Genomic DNA, 18,365 nt, shown 5'->3' with positions numbered 1-18,365 from the left:
TGCGGATGCTGCCGATCACGCGGCGGCGCGGCTCATCATGTGCTCGTAGTCCACGAGCTTCACGAGCGTGCCGGGCAGACCCCGCACGATCAGACGGGCCTCGTCCATGGAGCGAGGCAGCAGCTCCGCTCCCGTGAGCGAGGTCGTCTGGTCGGCGGAGACGTTCTCCTGTCCGCCCGAGCCGATCGAGGACACCTTGCGCTCGGTGGGCTTGACCGTCCACGCCGCCTGGTCGATCAGTTCCTTCTCGATCGCACCGACGCCGACGAGGATCGACGGGAAGATGTTGAGCAGGACCTTGGCATCCTTCTCGCCGAACCTCTTCTCGAACTGGCTCGAGTGCTGAGTCGCCACCAGGAAGTGCATCCCGTAGCTGCGCATCACGCCGATGTACTGGTCGAGGTTCGGCAGCGGGCAGATCTGCGGGCACTCGTCGATCACCATCTGGATCTTCGGGAGGCGCCTAGTGATCGCGTGCTGCTTCCAATGCCGCACCAAGGACTCGATCACCGATGCCGCCGCGCTCGCACCGCCACCGTCATCCGGGGAGACGAGGTACAGCGTCGAGCCCGGCTGCTCGAGCAGGTCGGGACTGAACGGCACATCACCTGCCTTCCCGCGGACGGTTCGCTTCTTCCAGTTGCCGAGCGCCACCCGGAGGTTGATGCCGATCGAGTCGCGCTGCTTGGGGTCGAGCAGCTTGCTGGCGATGACCTCGTCCACATGCGCGGAATCCATGAGCGCGGCACGCCGCGCCGCAGTGTTCCAGTTCGGTGTCGTCAGGTCGCCCTCGGCGTCCTCCTCGCCGTCGCCGGTGTCCAGTGCCGCGCGCATCACCCAGTCGATGCCGCCACCCCAGATGTGCTCACCTGTCTCAGGATCCGGGTAGTAGCCACCGGCCTGCACGAGACAGGCGAGCGTGCCGAGCGCGAGCTGCATCCAGAAGGCGCTGTCGCCGCCCCCGCCCCCGGTCCCGCCCATACCGAGCGTGCCGAGCTTCGTCAGCAGCTCGGCGAGGCCGAGCGCCGAGTCGTCATTCGACCCGTTCTCATCCCACGTGAGGAGCGCGCACGGGTCGCTCGCGACGCGGATGACGTCGTCCGGCAGCTTGGCCCAGTCCGCCTGACCAGTGAGGTCCATGACGTACATCGGACCGCCACGGCTCGCGCGGATGCGCGCGGACATCTCCGCCAAGTCGCTCTTGGCGCTGACCGCGACGACGCTCTCCTCCCACAGGCAGATGCTCGGTACCAGCACGCGCCGGCTCTTGCCCACACCCGAGCCAGCGAGCACGAGCGTGTGCACCCCGCCCTGGGCGAGGCCGGACGTCTGCCCCGTCGCGTCCATCGCGAACCCCACGTAGGGGCGAGGCTCCTCCGGAATTGTGCTCTGCCCCCGACGACCGCTCGACCTGTTGATCATGTTCGGACTCCTTTGCTTTCTGTGCCCCGAGGGCGGATCACCCTCGGGGTTGAGCCTTCCCATGTCCTGCCTGCGGCTTGGCTTCCTCCATGCTCATTGCGGCTCCTTCGTGTCCTTACGACCTGTTGGACGGCCGGCCCCCGGCCGCACTCCTCCGCGCCCTGTATCAGGTATCTGTTCGGCAATACGGCGCGCGAGGTCCTTGTCCTTCCTGGCGGCGGCTATCGCACCCCGCACCCACGCGACGGCGCTCACGCGGACCGTTCGACCCTGGGATGCAGGCCGCAGCTTCTCCGCGGACCTCACCAGTCGTCCGAGGTGCCGCGAGTCGTCGTCAGGGAGAACCACCTTCATGGTGGAAATTCTACCGGGACCACTTGATTTTAATCAAGATGGTCCAGTAGAATAAGGGCATCCGGAGCTCCACGAGAGCTCATCGGCCGACCGTCCGCGGCGGCCACCACCGTACGAAGCAGCGCGCCATCTCTCGGTGCGCCTCGTTCTGTCGGCTCTGCTGTCGGGCACTGCTCCCGACGCTGGACTCCGGATCGGAGGGTCTGCCATGTGGCGACTCGTCTTCGGCGCGATCATCCTCGTGGTCGCCTGCCTCACCGTCTTCTTCATCGGCTACGTCGCCGGTACCACCACATCCCCGCTCGCAGCTGCGGCCGGGCTCCTGCCCCTCCATGCAGAGGCGCTCGGCCATGCCTGAGCCGCTGTACGAGGCCGAGCGCGCCGCGTGGATCAAGGGCCGGCGCTGGTGGGACCGCCACGCCGCGATGCGTCGCGCGGACCTGCTCGCACGTGCCGCCCGCAAACGGGAGCGCGCGGCGACCGGCGTCGGAGACTCCGCCTTGCACGAGGAGATCACCAAGGGTCGCTTCGCGCAGTGGACCCATCACGACGACACCAAGACGTCGGCCCTCGGCGCGATCGCCTACGTGATGCTCTTCTGCTACGCGCTGCCGCTCGTCGTCGGGGTCGCCTGGGTGGTGAGCCACGTGAGCTACCTGCTGTGGCGCACGGTCCTGCGTCCCTACGCCTCGTGCCCTTGGCCGCCGCTGCTGCTCGCCGCCGTGCTCGCCGTCGCGGCGGTGATGGCGCGACGCCTCGGGCTGGACCTTGTCCTGATCTACAGCCTCGCCGCCATGTACGAGGAGGCGAGCGGCGGGCTGCTCGCCCCTGCTGCGCTCTCGCGCTGGTACGCCGCAGGCACCGTCTCCTTCCTCGAGATCCAGGTGATCCTCGGCCTCTTGTGGAGCGTGTACCGCGCCTGGTCGTGGGCATGGGTCGCACCGACCGTCCGTCGTGCGACGGCGACCGCCAAGTCCCGCGACGGCAGAGCGGTCGACACCTCGGTTCGGATCCTCGGCGGTGCCGCGGCGGCCGTGCCCGCCGCCACGGAGATCGACGAGGACGCCGAGCCGGCGCTCGAGGACGCAGGCTTCCAGATCATCCCGGACTTGCCGAGCGAGCCCGAGCCCGAGGCCGACGACCCCGATCCCGTCTTCGACGACGACCCCTTCGACATCGACGACATCGACATCGAGGCCGTCGCGCAGATCATCCCCACCGTCACCACCACCACCGAGAAGGAGCTGTCATGACCATCCAGCCCGACATCCACATCCACAACACGAACTTCGACTCCGGGGCCCACATCTGGCGGGTCCTCGCGACCTTCCTCGCCATCGGCTCGCTCGTCTCGCTCGCCTACGGCCTCACCCAGTGGGGCCTGATCGAGATCGCCGCGACCGGCACGTCGGCGGTGCTGGCGATGCTCTTCCAGCTCATGATCCGGAACGGCTTCATCGTCTTCGGCGACGGGCCGAGCGAGGACGCCCGCATCGAAGAGGGCCGCAACGCCCTCAAGGCCATCGCCGGGATGATCCAGGCGTACATCGACCACAGCTCTCTGCTGCGCCTGGTGCTCATCTCGATCGGCTACGGCGTCGCCTTCGTGCTCCTGCGCCAGACGGTCACCTGGGCGCTGACCGTCTTCACGAACATCTGGATGGCGCTGGCCGCCGGCGGCGTGATCGCGGCCTTCATCTGCTTCCCGACGCTGTTCGCGGGCCTCCTGCGGGCCGTCCGCTCCCGCACTCACCGCACGGGAGCCCCGACTGCCGCCCCCGCTGCAGCCGAGCCCGTCACGGGTGCCAGGCCAGTGCCGCCGCTGCCGGTGGACCACTTCAACGACCTGGACCAGCGCCCCCGCGCCAGGCCCCGCAGCCTCGAGGTTCAGGGCCCTGAGGGGGTCGAGTAATGAGCAGGGGAGACGAGACCTCGAGCCCTCTCGCCCTGCGACTGCTGGCGATCGCGATCACGTACGCCACCGCGTTCACCGCTGGCTACTGGCTCCTCGCCGGGGCCGACGCTCACGGCGGCATCACCCTATGGGTCGCCGGAGGGGTCGGCACCGGCATCGGACTGCTCATCTGCGCCCCCATGCTGCTGACCGACCTGCTGTCCGCCATCAGGCATCGCAGCCGCACGATCCCCACCCCCGACGACGTCAAGACGGAGAGGACCCAGCCATGAGGACCACCGCAAAGGTGACAAGCCTGCTCGCCCTCGGAGCGGTCGCCCTGGTCGGCTGCGGCTACCCGGGGGCAGCTGCAGACCGCGAGGCGGCCCAGCAGCCGGCATCATCGCCCACCGCCACAGCGCCGGCCGCCGCCCCTGCGACCACCCCTGCGCCGTCCCCGGCACCGACCGCCCAGACGAGCGATGGAGGCGGGACTGTGGCACAGTCCAGCGAAGGCGGAGACGCGGCCGCCCAGCCCAGCGACGGAGGCGGTGCTCCGCCCCCCGCGAGCGCATCGCCGCCCCTCGCCGGGATCAACCTCATCGACCGCTCCGAGGGATCCGTGACCTACCTCCGCGCGATCCAGAATTTCTCCCCCACCATCGAGTCCTGGCAGATCAAGGACAACCAGTTGCACTACGTCTCCTACACCTGCATCGGAACGGTCGACTTCGAGACGTACGCGAGCCTGCACTCTGACGGCGACGGGCTCACCGCCGCTAGGTGGGAGGGCAACTCGCCCAAGATCGATGTCAGCGACGAAGACACGCTGACAATCGATGAGACCACGCTGCGCTACACCGATATGCCCGACCAGGACGGGCCGGCGAACGTGCACTATGACGCGGAGTTCGGGGAGTTCACCCGCATGTGCGGTCAGGCGGGCAAGGACCTCGCAGGGTTCGTGCTGTGAGGTTCCGGTGCAGGGCGGTGTCCAGCGCACCGCCCTGCACCCTCGCCTCGTCCCAGTCACAGTTGGAGAATCGCCGCATGAACAAGGACGACCGCTTCGACGCCGCGGACTACATCCGCACATCGAGGGATGTCGACGCGCTGTTACGCACCGCCCTCGAGGAAGTGCATGACGATCCCGATGCGGTCGACGAGGCCATCAGGGTCATCGAGAGATCTGGCCACTCGCTCCCGTCGTGGTGGACCGAGGCGCGTTGACTCAGCCCTCCTCGAGCCGGCGTCGTGGGTTCACGCCGCCGCGTTCGCTCGCGCGGGCCGCCGCCTCCCAGACCGAGGGGTCAGCGAGCACTGCACGCTCGTCGTCGGTCAGGTCGTCCTTGACGGACTCGTCCAAGGGATCTGAAGCTTTCGGGTCACGTCGTTGCATGCCGCGATCCTGCCACGACGGAGCCGCCGACGGGACTACTTAGGGCGCGAGGTCCCCTGCTCCACGTACCGCTCGGCATCGACCGCGTACAGAACGATGCCGTGCTCGGGGCAGTCAACGCTCGCGCGCATCATCACGTACTCCTGGAGCGAGTCACGGTGCTCCTCACCGAGCTCTCTGACGATCTGTTCGATCGGGTACCCGGAGTCGCAGTCTGGAGCTGGCAGCCCTTGGCCAACGCAGCTCGAGACCATCGCCGCGGTCTCGGCGTACCTCGCGTCGATGTACTGCTCGAGCGCCTCGAGCGACACCCGCCACTGCCCACGGCCGCCGACCTTGATTGCACGCAGCTCACCCGATCTGACGAGGGCGAGAGCCTGCTGGTACGAGATCGACAGCTCCGTCTGCACGTGCTCGAGCGGCACGAAGCGCGGGAGGTGCCCGAGGCCGGTCATGCACCGAGGGTAGACCAGCTATAGCAGTCCGATCCGTTGTCCACACCTCGCACGTGTTACCCCTCGACGCCGGGCATCATGCTAAGTAGCGCCCTCAGGTCCGGATCTGGATCGAACGGCGGGTCGAGCCATGTGAGCGGTGGACGCTCGTCGAGGAGATGACGGAGGGCGGGATTGTCTTTCAGCAACGGGTAGTCATAGTCAGTCCAGCGGCTGCGGTCGTCGAACTCGTCGTAGAGCTCACCCCAGTAGTCATCCCCGACCCTGTACTCATCATCGCCCGCGTCACCCCTCGTCTCTTCGCGCGCCGGCACGGGCTCCACGAGCGAAGGGTCGATCTCCGCCCACCCTCGTGCGGCATTGCTCGCTGCCCCGAAGAGCACCTCGTCGATGTAGGGGCCCGGGCGATCACAAGGCAGCACGCCGCTCTCGATCTCGCGCGCGATGACCGCGCACCGCTGAGCCACGCCCGCCGCCCAGGCCCGATTCTCCCCGACGAGCATCATGACCGGGAGATCAAACGACTCGAATGGCCCAACGGTGTACAGCGGCTCATCCGGGCTCTGCACCCACTCCGAGATCTCGATGTCGTTCCAGACGTCGAGCTGGACGCTGATCGCATAGGCCTGCCGAGGAGTCATGAACGGGCACTCGCCCCACGTGCGGACATAGAGGTCACCGACGTCCGATCCCACAGGCACTTCATGCACTTCGAGACGCAGGACCGCTGAACATCGGCGTCGAGACTCCTCCCCTACCGACGACGGATCCGCCTCCCACTTCCGCCAGGTGTCAAGGCTCCGGCCCGCCCGCCGGGCCGCTTCCGCCTGGGTCAGGTTCATCTCCAGCCGTCGCTGCATGCGCTCGTTCATGACAGAACTCTAGTCAGTACTGATCAGTACTACAAGCATCGCAACCGTCACCGGTGCCTTCAATACCGTTTGACATGCCCCGATCGAACCGAGGCGACGCTGGAGGCTGTATCGAGTCGCCCGAGGGACTCAAGACCAGGCGAGGCGATAATGATCGCGCGATCGTCGCCGCGGGAGGCCACGTGCTCGGTCTGGCCCGGAGCGCGGTTCGCGCCCTCGAAGATCTCGGCGTCGCCGACGGTTGTCAGGCTGTGCCCGTCGCGGGCCGTGGTGACCTCGAGGAGCGCGATCTCGTGCTCGTGGATCCACTGCTTCATCGCGGTGAACGCCGAGGCGGAGCGCGTGGTCTCGATCAGCGGGTAGATGATGAGGGTGTCAGGCATGACGAAGCTCCGCATTCGGCGATCGCGCAGCGCGCGGTTGCCAGCGATCGTGCCGATCTCTTTCGGGCGTCCGCCCGCATCGGCTGCGCCGATGGAGTCACGTTCAGATCGCAACTCTGCGCTCAAGAAGAGGTCACGAATCGACGACACGATCCATGCAAACCGGCACTGAGTGTCTGCATGTTCAGGTAGAATAGGACGCAACGACGAGTGATATGAACATGGGGACGGCATGGCGAAGAACAGCAACTTGGGCGCGGCACGCTCCGCGAAGAAGGACGAGTTCTACACGCAGTGGGCCGACATCGAGCGCGAGATGAACGCTTACCTCGAGTACGACCCCGACGTGTTCCGCGACAAGACGATCCTGCTCCCGTGCGATGATCCGGAGTGGAGCAACTTCACGAAGTTCTTCGCACTCCACTTCACCGAATACGGACTGAAGAAGCTCATCTCCACGAGCTACGCCCCGAACAACAATGCGAGTGGCGCTTTCTATGAGCCCACGCTGTTCGAACTCGAGAATCCGGGCTACGACGCCAGCAAGTCCGCAGAGCGAGGGCGCGTCTTCACACTGACCCCGGAGGACGTCTCCGGCGACGGGAAGGTCGACTTCGACGATCTCCGCTGGGAGTACCTCGAAGGAGACGGCGACTTCCGCAGCGATGAGGTACGCGCACTGCGCGACCTGGCCGACATCATCATCACGAACCCTCCATTCAGCCTCATTCGCACGTTCATCGACTGGCTCATGGAGTCCGGCAAGCTCTTCTCGATCATCGGACCGAGCGGGGCGACCAACTACAAGGAGACTTTCCACTACTTCCAGACGAACCGCATGTGGGTGGGCCGCGGATTCAACGCCGGCAACGCGTTCTTCCGCGTTCCCGAGAAAGTCGACTACGCGAAGGACGTCTACAACGAAGAGACCGGCCTGGTGAAGTTCCGCAACTGCTCATGGTTCACCAACATCGACCATGGACGTCGGCATGAGCCCATGGAGCTGCTCCGCATGTCCGACAATGAGCGATACTCGAAGCACAAGGAGGTCCGCGGAATCGGCTATCGCAGGTACTACAACTTCCCGGAGGCGATCGACGTCCCTTACCTCGATGCGATCCCCAGTGATTTCGATGGGATCATGGGGGTGCCAAGCACCTTCTTCCAGAGGTACGACCCTGAACAGTTCGAAATCCTGGGGAACGCCGAGGACATGAGCCAGATGGAAGAGCTGGGAGTCTCACCTCTTGGCCGCGAGTACGTGGAGCGGTACAAGGCGCAGGGTGGCACAGGCAGCGTGAGCCCTGGCCACAGGAAGCTGGGCCTGACCGAGCCGAAGTTGTACTGGCCGTTCAAGCGCATCCTCATCCGCCATCGCAACCCCGCCCCGAAGGGGAGCTGAACACAAGCGGCATTGCACCTACGGCACCGACATCACGTTGGAAAACCATCACGAGTCACTGCCTCGCGAGGTGGAATTGCCGACAGAGTCGACGACAATGACGAGACGGGGAGACATGGCGAGGACTGCGAACCTCAGCGCCGCGAAGGCGGCCAAGAACGACGAGTTCTACACCCAATGGGCCGATATCGAGCGCGAGATGAACGCCTACCTCGAGTACGACTCGGACGTCTTCCGGGACAAGGTCGTGCTCTGCCCCTGCGACGACCCGGAGTGGAGCAACTTCGCCAAGTTCTTCGCTCTGCACTTCACCGACTTCGGCCTGAAGAAGCTCATCTCCACGTCCTACGCTCCGGACTCCAAGCCTGCGCCGCCCGAGCCGACCCTGTTCGAGATGGAGGACCCGAAATTCGATGCGGAGAAGACGCACTCGAACGGCAAGGTGTTCGTGCTCGAGCGGGACGACGTCAACGGCGACGGCGTCGTGAACATCGAGAATCTGCGCTGGGACTACCTCGAGGGCGACGGCGATTTCCGCAGTTCCGAGGTCACGGCTCTGCGGGATGAGGCCGACATCATCGTCACCAACCCACCGTTCTCCCTGTTCCGTGAGTTCGTCCGTTGGCTGACCGTCGGGAACAAGCGGTTCTCGATCATCGGCAACCAGAACGCGATCACCTACTCGCAGATCTTCCCGCTGATCAAGGAGAACCGTCTGTGGAAGGGGGCCACCGCCAACAACACCGACATGGTGTTCGGGGTTCCGAAGGGCGCGACGGTCAAGGAGGCGGATCGGGCGAAGGCTGCACGGATGGGCTACCCCTCCGACGAGCGGCACGACTACACGCGGCTCGGCAACTCCTGCTGGTTCACCAACCTTGAGCACGGCCGCCGACACCAGCCCATGGAGCTCATGAGCACCGCGGACAACCTCCGCTTCAACAAGAAGCTCATCAAGAGCCTCGAGGGCAGCGCAGCATATCGCCAGTACGACAACTTCGACGCGATCGAGGTGCCCTACAGCGACGCGATCCCGAGCGACTTCAATGGGGTCATGGGTGTGCCGATCTCCTTCTTGGACCGGTTCAACCCTGAGCAGTTCGAGATCGTCGACCTCAGTCGATACGCGAAGACTCGCGGCATGTCGAAAGAGTTCGTCGACGCCTATTACAAGTCCGGTCAGACCGGACAGATCAGCGAAGGTCATCCCGATCTCTGCTACTACAACAATGCGGGTAGGCCGGTTGTGCCGTACATGAGGGTCCTCATCCGCCACCGCAACTCTGCAACGAAGGAGGGCTGAGCCCGATGAAGACCGAACTGCACCAGTACACCGTCGCCGCGGTGACGAAGGGCTTCGTGTACAACGAGCTCGAGGCGAAGGGCCTCTTCGGCCTCGACGGCGATCTCGTCATCCAGCCTGAATACCAGCGCCACTACATCTACGGCGACGGCAAGAAGGACGTCGCCGTCATCGAGTCGCTGCTGAAGGGCTATCCGCTCGGGCTCATCTACTTCGTCGACACTGGCGCTCAGAGCGCACCACACCTCGAGGTGCTCGACGGCCAGCAGCGGATCACCTCGGTGGGCCGCTTCGTGACCGGGAAGTTCGCGATCGAGCGTGACGGACGCGAACAGACCTTCTCCTCGCTGCCTGCCGAGGATCGCGACCGGATCATGGACAGCGATCTGCTGGTCTACATCTGCTCCGGCACCGAGGCCGAGATCAAGGAGTGGTTCCAGACCATCAACATCGCCGGTATCCCGCTCGCGCCTCAGGAGCTGCGCAACGCCATCTACTCGGGCCCGTTCGTGACCGCGGCGAAGGCACGCTTCTCGAACAGCCAGAGCGCCCTGCAGCAGAAGTGGGCCGCTTACGTGAACGGCGACCCGCGCCGGCAGGGTGTTCTTGAGGTCGCTCTCGAGTGGGTCGCGGCCCCGCAGGGTCTCAGCATCGACGGTTACATGGCTGCACACCGCCAGGACACAGGCATCCGCGAGCTGCAGACCTACTTCGACACCGTGATCGAGTGGGTCTCGAGCATCTTCACCGCTCCCCCGCACCGCACCATGCGCGGCCTCGAGTGGGGACGGCTCTACGAGACCTACCACCACCGCTCCTACCGCTCCGGCGACATGACGGAGCAGATGACGGATCTGCTCGACGACCCGGCGGTGAACAACGAGAAGGGCGTCTACGAGTACCTCCTCGGCGGCGGCACCGACACGCGCCTGCTCGACGTGCGCTTGTTCGACCCGGCCACGAAGAAGGAGGCATACAAGCGCCAGACCGATGCCGCTAAGAAGAAGGACATCTCGAACTGCCCGCTGTGCGCGGTCGGCACGAACGCCAACAAGAGTAGGATCTACACCCTCAAGGAGATGGAGGCCGACCACGTCACCGCCTGGTCCAACCGGGGATCGACCAACCTCGCGAACTGCGAAATGCTCTGCCAGAGTCACAACCGCGCAAAGGGCAACCGCTGAGCCGAGCAGGTCGCTAGCTACCCGCTAGCTCAGCCAACCGGTAGTGGATCTAGACGCTCGAGAACTGCCAGGTGCTCTGTCGACCCCATAACCTGGTCACGGGCAACCGTTGATCTCTGGACCTCTCCCCACGGCCCCGCGGACGCCGGAAAGTGGGGTCGTCACCGTGTCGAGGTATGCCGGGCGGCGACGGCGAGTCGCTGTCACCGGGAGGCGACGCGGTCGACCCGGTGCGCACCGAGATCGTCCGACTCCGCACCGAGACGTTGCACTGAAAGTGGGTTCGCTGGTTCCGCTGACGCGCGATCCCTGGGCCCCCGCATTTCAATGGGCTGGGACCATCGATTTCGGCTCATCCAACTCGTACGTCTGGCTGATCTGGGATAGTCAAGGAAGCCCACATTCCACTGAGTCCATGAAGCGGGGAACCCTAACGTGAGCATCGGTTATCGCTCGATTCTGCAGCTCAAGGACACCGCCGACGCGGTGCGCGTCGCCGAGGATCAGATGCACTACTGGCTGCGCAGCAAGCTCAAGGGGCGAACCCGGTCGATTGAGCGAGCCGACTGGGACGGGCCGGGAGTGCACGAGCTCGGTGACCGGGCTCGCCTCACGGTGCTGGTGAACACGAGCCACGACGGCCGACTGCACCGGGAGCTCCTCGAGTTCGTCGAAGGCAACGGCCAAGGCGTCTGGACCACCCGGGTATACGCGATGAGTGATCGCGATGCGCGGCGCTACCGCCAGACCATGTGGATCGAGAGCGAGGGGCGAGGCCGCAACGGGGAGAGCATCCTGCCGTCACCACCGAGGATCGTCCGCAACACCCTCGAGACCGTGCCCGCCTTCGACGGTGCTGTGCCGATCCTCCCGGAGCCGACGATGGTGCGCGGCGACGACGTGGAGGATCTGTTCGGCCACATCACCGACCAGGAGCGTTCCCTCTCCCTTGTGATCGCCGCACCCATCCCTGACGTCGGTGACGAGCTCTGGCGTCGTGCCGTCGACTCGATCACGAGGGAGACGATCGGCTGCGCCTCGTTCTTCGTGCTGGATCAGGAAGCGCACCGGATCCTCAACGACCACCTTGGCGCGGCCCACTCCCTGCCTCTCGGAGCTCTTCGCACCTTCGTCCCCGGGGTCGCGCTCGATGACCGGCTCGATGCGCGTCGCCATCGGGTACTCACCACGAAGACGGTCGTCAATGGGCTCGTGCGAACGCCTGCAACATCGGGCAAGTCCGAGCGGCTCATCTTCGACGAGCGCACTAAGCGCCTGGTCTCCGTCTCCCCGCGCCTACAACTATTGGAGAAGGAGCTTCCCGGAGACCTCTCTCGAGCAACCCGCCTGCTGCAGCGGCAACGACTGGTCATCACCGAAGAGCCGCCGGCGGCCGACACCGTCGCACCGAGCTCCCCCGTCCAAAGGCCGCTCTCCCAGCTCATGCCGAGCCCTGCCGTCGCGCAGGAACCGGTGTCGGCCCCGGAGCATGCATCCGAAAAGATTGTCGAGCCGTCCCCCGTCGCGGTCCCGGAACCACGCGCCCCGTTAATGGATCGGCTTTCGGCCCTGGTCCGTCGGGTCCTCGGCCGCGAGACGCTGGACGAGCAGGCGCTACAGGCACTCTCAGAGCGGTTCGAGCGTCAGGAAGCCGTCGTCCGCACCGCCCAAGAGACGACGGACACCCTGCAGTCCGCAAACGAGATGCTCGAGGACAAAGTCGCCGAGCTGAAGGGGCACCTCGAGACGGAGCGCTTCGAGCGGGCGGTCGCCGAGTCGGAACGTCAAGACGCTCAGCGAAAGACCCGACAGCTCGAGGCATGGCGAGCACAGCGCCCGGATCACTATGAATTCATCGAGAGGCCGGCGGATCTCTGGGAGGCCGATCCGGTCAGCGTCGTGAACATCGTCGAGCGCCTCACCGACGAGAAGGACTTCGAGGAGGTCCGCAAGTACGTCACCCTCACCGACTGGGAGAAGACGCTCGACCGCGCGGCCGAGATCGACGTGATCGACAGGTCCAGCCTGTACGCGACCGCGTTCTGGGAGTACGTCCTCGTCCTGATGGACTTCGCCAAGGAGGTGGACGAGCACGGATTCCGTGGCAACGTCCACAACTACCTCGGAGCAGGTGATCGCGTCGTCGGGCGGAAGTGCCCCCAGGCACGGCACCGACCGAACGAGTCCGAGAGCGTCCAGAACAACAGCAGGTGGCGGAAGGAGCGGACGTTCACAGTGCCGACCGATCTCGACCCCTCCGGGAAGCTCTTCATGACCGCCCACTTCGCGCCGACTAACCGCGACCAGAACGCACCGCGCTTGTATTACACGATCGGAAAAAAGGACGGGCGCACGCACGCCTACATCGGGTACATCGGCACGCACCTGACGAATACCAAGACGAACTGAGGGACTGCGGACCTTCTTCGAACGGTCTCCGCGCCGTTGCGATGCATAACTGCTGCCTCGTGCCGCACATCCAACGCTCGCGCCCTCTGAGGTCTGGTCGTCATCTGCGCGCCTACACGAACAGGGTCAACGCGGAAGAACGCGAACCCACTCCGCACCATGGCGCACCGACGCCGACGCTTGACGGTCGTGCGCACGCCCGCGCATTTCGGCCGAGATCTTGCGTATAGGTCTGCGTATAGCTGCCCGGCCTCGGAGCAAAAAGAAGGACCCCTCATCAGCATTTCTGCTGGTGAGGGGCCCTATTCGTAGCGGGGGCAGGATTTGAACCTACGACCTCCGGGTTATGAGCCCGGCGAGCTACCGAACTGCTCCACCCCGCGGCGACATGTTCAACTCTAGGACACCCCCTGGAAGGAGTCCAGCCGGGAGGGCGGGAACGTGGGGCACGACACGTCCCCGCCCTCCGACAGGCCTGGTCAGGCACGCATCCGGCGCATCAGCCCGCTCCCCCGTCGCTGGCCCCGCCGCCGTCGCTCGCCGCACCGGAGCTTCCCGAGCCGTTGAGCTCGCTGTTGGCGTCCACGGCTCGCTCCAGCGCGTCGGCCAACTGGTCCTGGGCCTTGCCGTAGGCATCCCAGTCGCCCTTCTTCATGGCGGCGTCGGAATCCTTGTTGGCCTGGTCCATGTCGGTCAGTGCCCGGTCCAGCCGCTGCTGGGCAGTGCCGGAGTCCGCAGACCCCTTGGCGTCTCCGCCTCCGGAGTCCTTCGACGACTCGTCCTCACCGCCGGAGTCGCCACCGGACTTGTCGGCCGCCCCGCTCTCGGTGTCCACCGATCCGGAGACGCCGTCGGACTGCACCTGGGCGTCGCCGGCCTTCGCACCGGAGTCACCCTCGAAGACCTTGTCCAGCGCCTCGTCGAGCGTCGGCGCGAAGCCGATCTTGTCGCCGAAGGAGACCAGCACCATCTGCAGCAGCGGGTACTGGGTGCCGCCGCCGGCGGAGGAGGACTGGATGTACACCGGCTGGACGTACAACAGACCGCCACCGACAGGCACCGTCAGCAGGTTTCCGTTGATGACCTCGGAGTTACCCGACTTCAGCAGGTTCAGAGCCTGCGACACGTTGGGTTCGGCGTTGAAGGTGGCCTGCACCTGCCCCGGTCCGTTCACCGGGTTCGTGGTCGGCAGCACCAGCAGATCCATCTTCCCGAAGGTCTCGGCGGGATTGCCCTTGGAGTCACCGGTCTCGGAGTCCACCGCGAGCAGGCCCGTCATCACGTTCTGCCCGCCCTGGCCCTGGGAGGGGATGTAGTTCGAGGACAGCGTGAAGCGCGGGGACTTCTCCCCCGGCATCTGCATCGTCAGGTAGTAGGGCGGCTGCGGGGGCTGACTGCCCTTGCTGCCGTCGGCGTTCTGGGTGGCCTGGGCAGTCGGGTCCGGGGAGACCTGCCAGAAGTCCTGCTGGCCGAAGAACTCGTCGGCCTCGGTCACGTGGTACTTCGCAAGGATCTCGCGCTGGGACTTGAAGTAGTCGGCCGGGTAGCGCAGATGGCTCATGAGGTCTCCGGAGATCTGCGAGGCCGGCTTGAGAGAGTTCGGGAAGACCTCCTGCCAGGACTTCAGGATCGGGTCCTCGGTGTCCCAGGAGTACAGGTTCACGCTGCCGTCGAACGCGTTGACGGTCGCCTTGACCGCGTTGCGCATGTAGTTGGCGTGCTTGTCGCCGTAGTTGTTGCTGACGTCCTCCTCGGCCGTCTTGGAGTCGACGGTCGCCGTGTCCAGGTTCTGGCTCGTGGAGTACGGGTAGGCGTCCGAGGTGGTGTAGCCGTCGATCACCCACACCAGCTGTCCGTCCACGACCGCCGGGTACATCTCCGAGTCCAGCTGCAGGAACGGTGCGACCTCCTGCACGCGTTCCTGCGGCTGACGGTCGTAGAGGATCTGGGAGTCGGAGTTGACGTAGCTGGAGATCAGGATGTTGGGGTCGCGGAACTTGATCGCGTAGAGCAGGCGGTTGAAGAACCCGCCGATCTTCGGTCCGCCGTCGCCGGAGAACGTGTTGTTGTGCTGGGTCCCCTCGTTCTTGGCGTCGGTCCCGGTCTGATAGTCGAACTCCTCCGGGGTCGAGCCCTTCGTGTCGCCGACGATCGAGTAGTCCGGCGAGTGACGACCGAAGTAGACGCGCTCCTCGAAGTCGCCGAGCTCGCCTTTGCCGGGCACGCCGGACTGCAGGAAGTCGGGCTCGCCGTCGGAGTTGCGTTGGTTGCCGTAGGCCGCGGCGACACCGTAGCCGTGGGTGTACACGATGTGGCGGTTCACCCAGCCGCGGCTGTCCAGCTGGAACTTGTCCGGACGCAGCTCGCGCACACCGACCACGGTGTCCTGCAGGCGGTCGTCGATCTTGTAGCGGTCCACGCTGAGCACCTGGTCGAAGCCCCAGTACTGGCGGTTGGCCTCACGCTGCTCGAACGTCGGCGAGACGATCGAGGGGTCCAGCAGACGGATCTGGGCGGTGGTGTCGGCGTCCGAGCGCAGCGCTCCCGCCTCAGCCGTCGTGGACGCCGAGTACGAGGTCTCCGAGACGTCGGCGACGTTCCAGGCATCCCGTGTCGCATCGATGTTGCGCTGGATGTAGGGCTGCTCGAGAGCGCGCTCGTTCGGCGTCACCTTGAACTGCTGGATCGCCCACGGGTAGGCGGTGCCGACCGCGAGGGTCGAGAGCACCATCAGGCCGGCGCCGACCGCGGGGATCCTCCAGTCGGCCCGCCAGATCCACAAAGCGAACAGGGCCGCGACGATCACGGCGGCGATCGCGAGGATCGTCTGGGCCGGCAGGATCGCCTTGACGTCGGTGTAGGAGGCACCGTCGAAGCGGTCGTGTTCTCCCGTGAGCATCTTGTAGCGGTTGAACCAGTGCCCCACGCCGAGCAGCAGCACGTAGATCATCGCGACGATGCCGAGGTGGCGACGTGCGGCGGTGGTGACCTCGAGCCCGCCCTCCTGCGTCCAGCTGACCCCGCCGTACACGAAGTGCCCGGCCACGGCGGCGACGGCGCACACCAGCAGCATGAACTGCAGGAACGAGATGATCATGGTGATCACCGGCAGGGTGAACACGTAGAAGCCCATGTCGAGATCGAAGACCTGGTCGGCCTTCCCGTAGGTCTGCGGGTGCAGGAACAGCTGCACGTCCTGCCAGCGGCGGGTAGCTGCCAGCCCCGCGAACGCACCGATCACGATCGGGGCCGCGATCGTGATCCCCCGCCGCAGCGGATCCACCGCCGAGCGGAACTGCTCCATCGCCTCCTGCTCACGGGTCACCGGCGGATACACGGGCCGGTGCGTGTAGGCCAGGCGCAAGGAGACGTACAGCGGGATCGCGAACAGCAGGAACCCGGCCAGGAACAGCAGGCCCTCGGTGATCCATCGTGTGGCCAGCACGTCGACGAAGCCGAGCTGGTCGAACCACAGGTACCTGGTCCACACCGTCGCGGCGATCAGCAAGAGGATCACGAGCAGGGCGAGCACCCCGATCGTGATCGAGAGCGGGGAGAGACGGCGAGGCGGCCGGGAGGGGCCGGACTCTGCCGGCTGCGGTCGGGGCTGGTCGCCGAACGGTGCGGAGAAGCTCACGAGGTCCTCTTGGGGTGTGGGGATGAGCACCGCATCAGAGGCTTCGGCGCCGGTGGGGCGACAACGCTCCGGATACAGTGGGGGCCGACCGAATGCAACGGTGGTACTCCCATCTTGCCAGGTCTCCCTGGAAGGAATGTGATGAGCGAGACCCCTCTCGACGGTGGCGCCCCGGAGTCGTCCCCGGCCGACGACCTCGATCCGGCACAGGCCGCTCTGGCGGCGGCCCTGCTCGAGGTGCTCCGCCACGTCGAGGAGGACGCGGAGGAGCTGACCCAGGTGCGCTGGTTCGCCCTGCTGCGCAGCGCCCAGCTGCTGGCCGAGCAGCCCTCCCTGGCGGCCGTGCTCGGTGACGACGTCGCCCTCTCCCTCGCCCAGGACTCCCAGCACCTGACGTCCGTCGAGCTCGAGGCGCCGCCGGCGACCGCCGACCCGTTGGAGTCGCTGTCCTCCCTCGAATGGCCGGAAGGGATCGCCGGACTCGCCGGATGTTTCGACCTCTCCCCCGCGCAGCGCGAGGAGCGCAGCCCTCTCACTGGCGCCGACGGGTCTGCGCCGGCGTCGGCCTCCACCGATGGTCAGCGGATGCGCGCCGCCGTCGCGGCCCTCGAGGACGGGACGGTGTTCTGCGCCGTGCGCCGCGGGGACGAGGAGCAGGTCGCACTCGGTGTCCGCCTCCTCCCCGATGTCACCGAGGCGATCCGGCAGGCGGTCACCGAGGAGGAGTGACCCCTCGGGATCAGAACGGAGTGTTCCCGCTCCCCTGCCCCGCGAGCTCTCCCGAGGCATCTGCCGTCACCGCCGCATCGGCGCCCGCGAGCTCGTCCTCGCCGGCACCGTCGGCCCCCGTTACAGCCGGTCGCACGATGCTCACCCCGGGGTTGGCCTCGCCGGACGCGAACTCGATCGAGGGCGTCTCCTCCGCCCGCCCGGAACGCCGCATGGACGTGGTGCCGAACGTGAGGTCGTGGCCGATCGCATCGGCGCGGATGACCATGCTGTGGCCCTCGGTGCCGTCCTCCTTGGCCCACTCCGAGTAGTTCAGGCGACCGGTCACGATGACCGGGTCACCCTTGCGGATCGAGGCCCGCATGTTCTTCCCGAGCGTCTTGGTGCCGTAGACGTTGTAGTAGTCCGTGGTCCTGACGTCCTTGTACTGCTGCTCGCTCCTGTCGAAGTAACGGCGAGTGACGGCCACACGCACCCCCACGGTCTCCTCGAGGGAGTTCCCGGTGAGGTCCGCGTCCTTGCAGGCGTTGCCGCGGATGGTGACGTACACGTCCTTCAGACTCATGGCTGTGTCCTTCCTGAGGGGCGGGCGGTCCCGCCGTCGGCTCCGTGCCGATGACCCAGGGTCCCGAGCAGGCGCCCACCTCGCCACGGCGTCCCCACAGATGGGGAGAACCTCGGGATGTGGAGGACCGGGCGTGCTCCCGAGGAGAAGGGCGGGGACCATCCGGTGACCGCGCCCGGACGGCAGGAAGGTCCACTGCGACAGCGCACACGCCCGCGCCGGCACGCACGCCCCGGACAGCGAACGGCCCCGGCATCCCACCCGTGAGGGAGGGACGCCGGGGCCGTCGGTCCGTTCACCCAGCCCGGGTCATCGGGCCGAGCGCCCGGGCTGCGGGGCCGCTCGCAGGGAGCAACC

The 18,365-nt window shown here is 66.2% G+C and carries 18 protein-coding genes and 1 tRNA gene; 11 read left to right on the top strand and 8 right to left on the bottom strand.

Translation table 11 applies throughout. From position 1 onward, the window contains the following. Positions 1–15 precede the first annotated feature (15 nt). Positions 16–1,422, bottom strand: coding sequence for a type IV secretory system conjugative DNA transfer family protein (locus DEO23_RS15645; RefSeq protein ID WP_165831885.1), 1,407 nt, complete (start codon positions 1,420–1,422; stop codon positions 16–18). Positions 1,423–1,984: 562 nt separating this feature from the next. Between DEO23_RS15645 and DEO23_RS16185 the strand changes: the two genes are divergently transcribed. The 6 genes from DEO23_RS16185 (at position 1,985) to DEO23_RS15620 (ending at position 4,900) form a co-directional block, all read left to right on the top strand. Then, positions 1,985–2,134 (top strand): hypothetical protein, encoded by a 150-nt coding sequence (locus DEO23_RS16185; RefSeq protein WP_165831884.1) that lies wholly within the window; start codon positions 1,985–1,987, stop codon positions 2,132–2,134. Continuing rightward, on the top strand, positions 2,127–3,029 hold the full coding sequence (locus DEO23_RS15640) for a hypothetical protein (RefSeq protein ID WP_109276966.1): 903 nt from the start codon (positions 2,127–2,129) through the stop codon (positions 3,027–3,029). The genes DEO23_RS16185 and DEO23_RS15640 overlap by 8 nt, the downstream gene beginning before the upstream one ends. Then, on the top strand, positions 3,026–3,688 hold the full coding sequence (locus DEO23_RS15635; RefSeq protein ID WP_109276965.1) for a hypothetical protein: 663 nt from the start codon (positions 3,026–3,028) through the stop codon (positions 3,686–3,688). The genes DEO23_RS15640 and DEO23_RS15635 overlap by 4 nt, the downstream gene beginning before the upstream one ends. Then, the gene (locus DEO23_RS15630) at positions 3,688–3,963 is read left to right on the top strand and encodes a hypothetical protein (RefSeq protein ID WP_109276964.1); all 276 of its coding nucleotides are present in this window, start codon (positions 3,688–3,690) and stop codon (positions 3,961–3,963) included. The genes DEO23_RS15635 and DEO23_RS15630 overlap by 1 nt, the downstream gene beginning before the upstream one ends. Continuing rightward, the gene (locus DEO23_RS15625; RefSeq protein WP_133249898.1) at positions 3,960–4,643 is read left to right on the top strand and encodes a hypothetical protein; all 684 of its coding nucleotides are present in this window, start codon (positions 3,960–3,962) and stop codon (positions 4,641–4,643) included. The genes DEO23_RS15630 and DEO23_RS15625 overlap by 4 nt, the downstream gene beginning before the upstream one ends. A 77-nt stretch (positions 4,644–4,720) precedes the next feature. Further along, complete coding sequence (locus tag DEO23_RS15620) at positions 4,721–4,900, top strand: hypothetical protein (protein WP_133249897.1); 180 nt, start codon at positions 4,721–4,723, stop codon at positions 4,898–4,900. Position 4,901: 1 nt separating this feature from the next. On the opposite strand, the gene DEO23_RS16545 is transcribed toward DEO23_RS15620, so the two are convergent. The 4 genes from DEO23_RS16545 to DEO23_RS15605 all read right to left on the bottom strand — a co-directional run bounded on the left by DEO23_RS16545 (position 4,902) and on the right by DEO23_RS15605 (position 6,929). Continuing rightward, positions 4,902–5,036 carry a hypothetical protein gene (locus DEO23_RS16545; protein WP_276309465.1) on the bottom strand — a complete coding sequence of 45 codons (135 nt, stop codon included), beginning with the start codon at positions 5,034–5,036 and terminating at the stop codon, positions 4,902–4,904. A 68-nt stretch (positions 5,037–5,104) separates the two neighbouring features. Continuing rightward, positions 5,105–5,524, bottom strand: coding sequence for a helix-turn-helix domain-containing protein (locus DEO23_RS16585; RefSeq protein ID WP_109276961.1), 420 nt, complete (start codon positions 5,522–5,524; stop codon positions 5,105–5,107). 56 nt (positions 5,525–5,580) lie between these two features. After that, positions 5,581–6,396, bottom strand: coding sequence for a helix-turn-helix domain-containing protein (locus DEO23_RS15610; protein ID WP_133249896.1), 816 nt, complete (start codon positions 6,394–6,396; stop codon positions 5,581–5,583). Positions 6,397–6,455: 59 nt separating this feature from the next. Beyond that, a complete protein-coding gene (locus tag DEO23_RS15605) occupies positions 6,456–6,929 on the bottom strand; it encodes a hypothetical protein (RefSeq protein ID WP_133249895.1) in 474 nt (157 codons plus the stop codon). An 82-nt stretch (positions 6,930–7,011) separates the two neighbouring features. Here DEO23_RS15605 and DEO23_RS15600 point away from each other — a divergent pair, with 82 nt between their 5' ends. From DEO23_RS15600 to DEO23_RS15585, 4 genes are all read left to right on the top strand, one after another. Beyond that, the gene (locus tag DEO23_RS15600; protein ID WP_109276958.1) at positions 7,012–8,181 is read left to right on the top strand and encodes an adenine-specific methyltransferase EcoRI family protein; all 1,170 of its coding nucleotides are present in this window, start codon (positions 7,012–7,014) and stop codon (positions 8,179–8,181) included. A 115-nt stretch (positions 8,182–8,296) separates the two neighbouring features. Next, on the top strand, positions 8,297–9,484 hold the full coding sequence (locus tag DEO23_RS15595; RefSeq protein ID WP_109276957.1) for an adenine-specific methyltransferase EcoRI family protein: 1,188 nt from the start codon (positions 8,297–8,299) through the stop codon (positions 9,482–9,484). Positions 9,485–9,489: 5 nt separating this feature from the next. Next, entirely contained in the window at positions 9,490–10,668 is a 1,179-nt protein-coding gene (locus tag DEO23_RS15590) for a GmrSD restriction endonuclease domain-containing protein (RefSeq protein WP_109276956.1), read from the top strand. Positions 10,669–11,103: 435 nt separating this feature from the next. After that, positions 11,104–13,077, top strand: a complete 1,974-nt coding sequence (locus tag DEO23_RS15585; RefSeq protein ID WP_109276955.1) for a hypothetical protein — start codon at positions 11,104–11,106, stop codon at positions 13,075–13,077. A gap of 309 nt (positions 13,078–13,386) precedes the next feature. On the opposite strand, the gene DEO23_RS15580 is transcribed toward DEO23_RS15585, so the two are convergent. Further along, positions 13,387–13,460 (bottom strand) — tRNA-Met (locus DEO23_RS15580). 116 nt (positions 13,461–13,576) lie between these two features. Continuing rightward, positions 13,577–16,714 carry a UPF0182 family membrane protein gene (locus DEO23_RS15575; RefSeq protein WP_109276954.1) on the bottom strand — a complete coding sequence of 1,046 codons (3,138 nt, stop codon included), beginning with the start codon at positions 16,712–16,714 and terminating at the stop codon, positions 13,577–13,579. Between the two features lie 141 nt (positions 16,715–16,855). Between DEO23_RS15575 and DEO23_RS16460 the strand changes: the two genes are divergently transcribed. Next, positions 16,856–17,443, top strand: coding sequence for a PPA1309 family protein (locus DEO23_RS16460; protein ID WP_109276953.1), 588 nt, complete (start codon positions 16,856–16,858; stop codon positions 17,441–17,443). Positions 17,444–17,453: 10 nt separating this feature from the next. Here the strand turns inward: DEO23_RS16460 and DEO23_RS15565 are convergent, their stop codons facing one another. Continuing rightward, the gene (locus DEO23_RS15565) at positions 17,454–18,008 is read right to left on the bottom strand and encodes a single-stranded DNA-binding protein (protein WP_165831883.1); all 555 of its coding nucleotides are present in this window, start codon (positions 18,006–18,008) and stop codon (positions 17,454–17,456) included. Positions 18,009–18,365: the final 357 nt, after the last annotated feature.

This window comes from Brachybacterium endophyticum, assembly GCF_003130585.1.
In the GTDB taxonomy this organism is placed as follows: domain Bacteria; phylum Actinomycetota; class Actinomycetes; order Actinomycetales; family Dermabacteraceae; genus Brachybacterium; species Brachybacterium endophyticum.
This window is presented reverse-complemented; position numbering and strand designations above follow the sequence as displayed.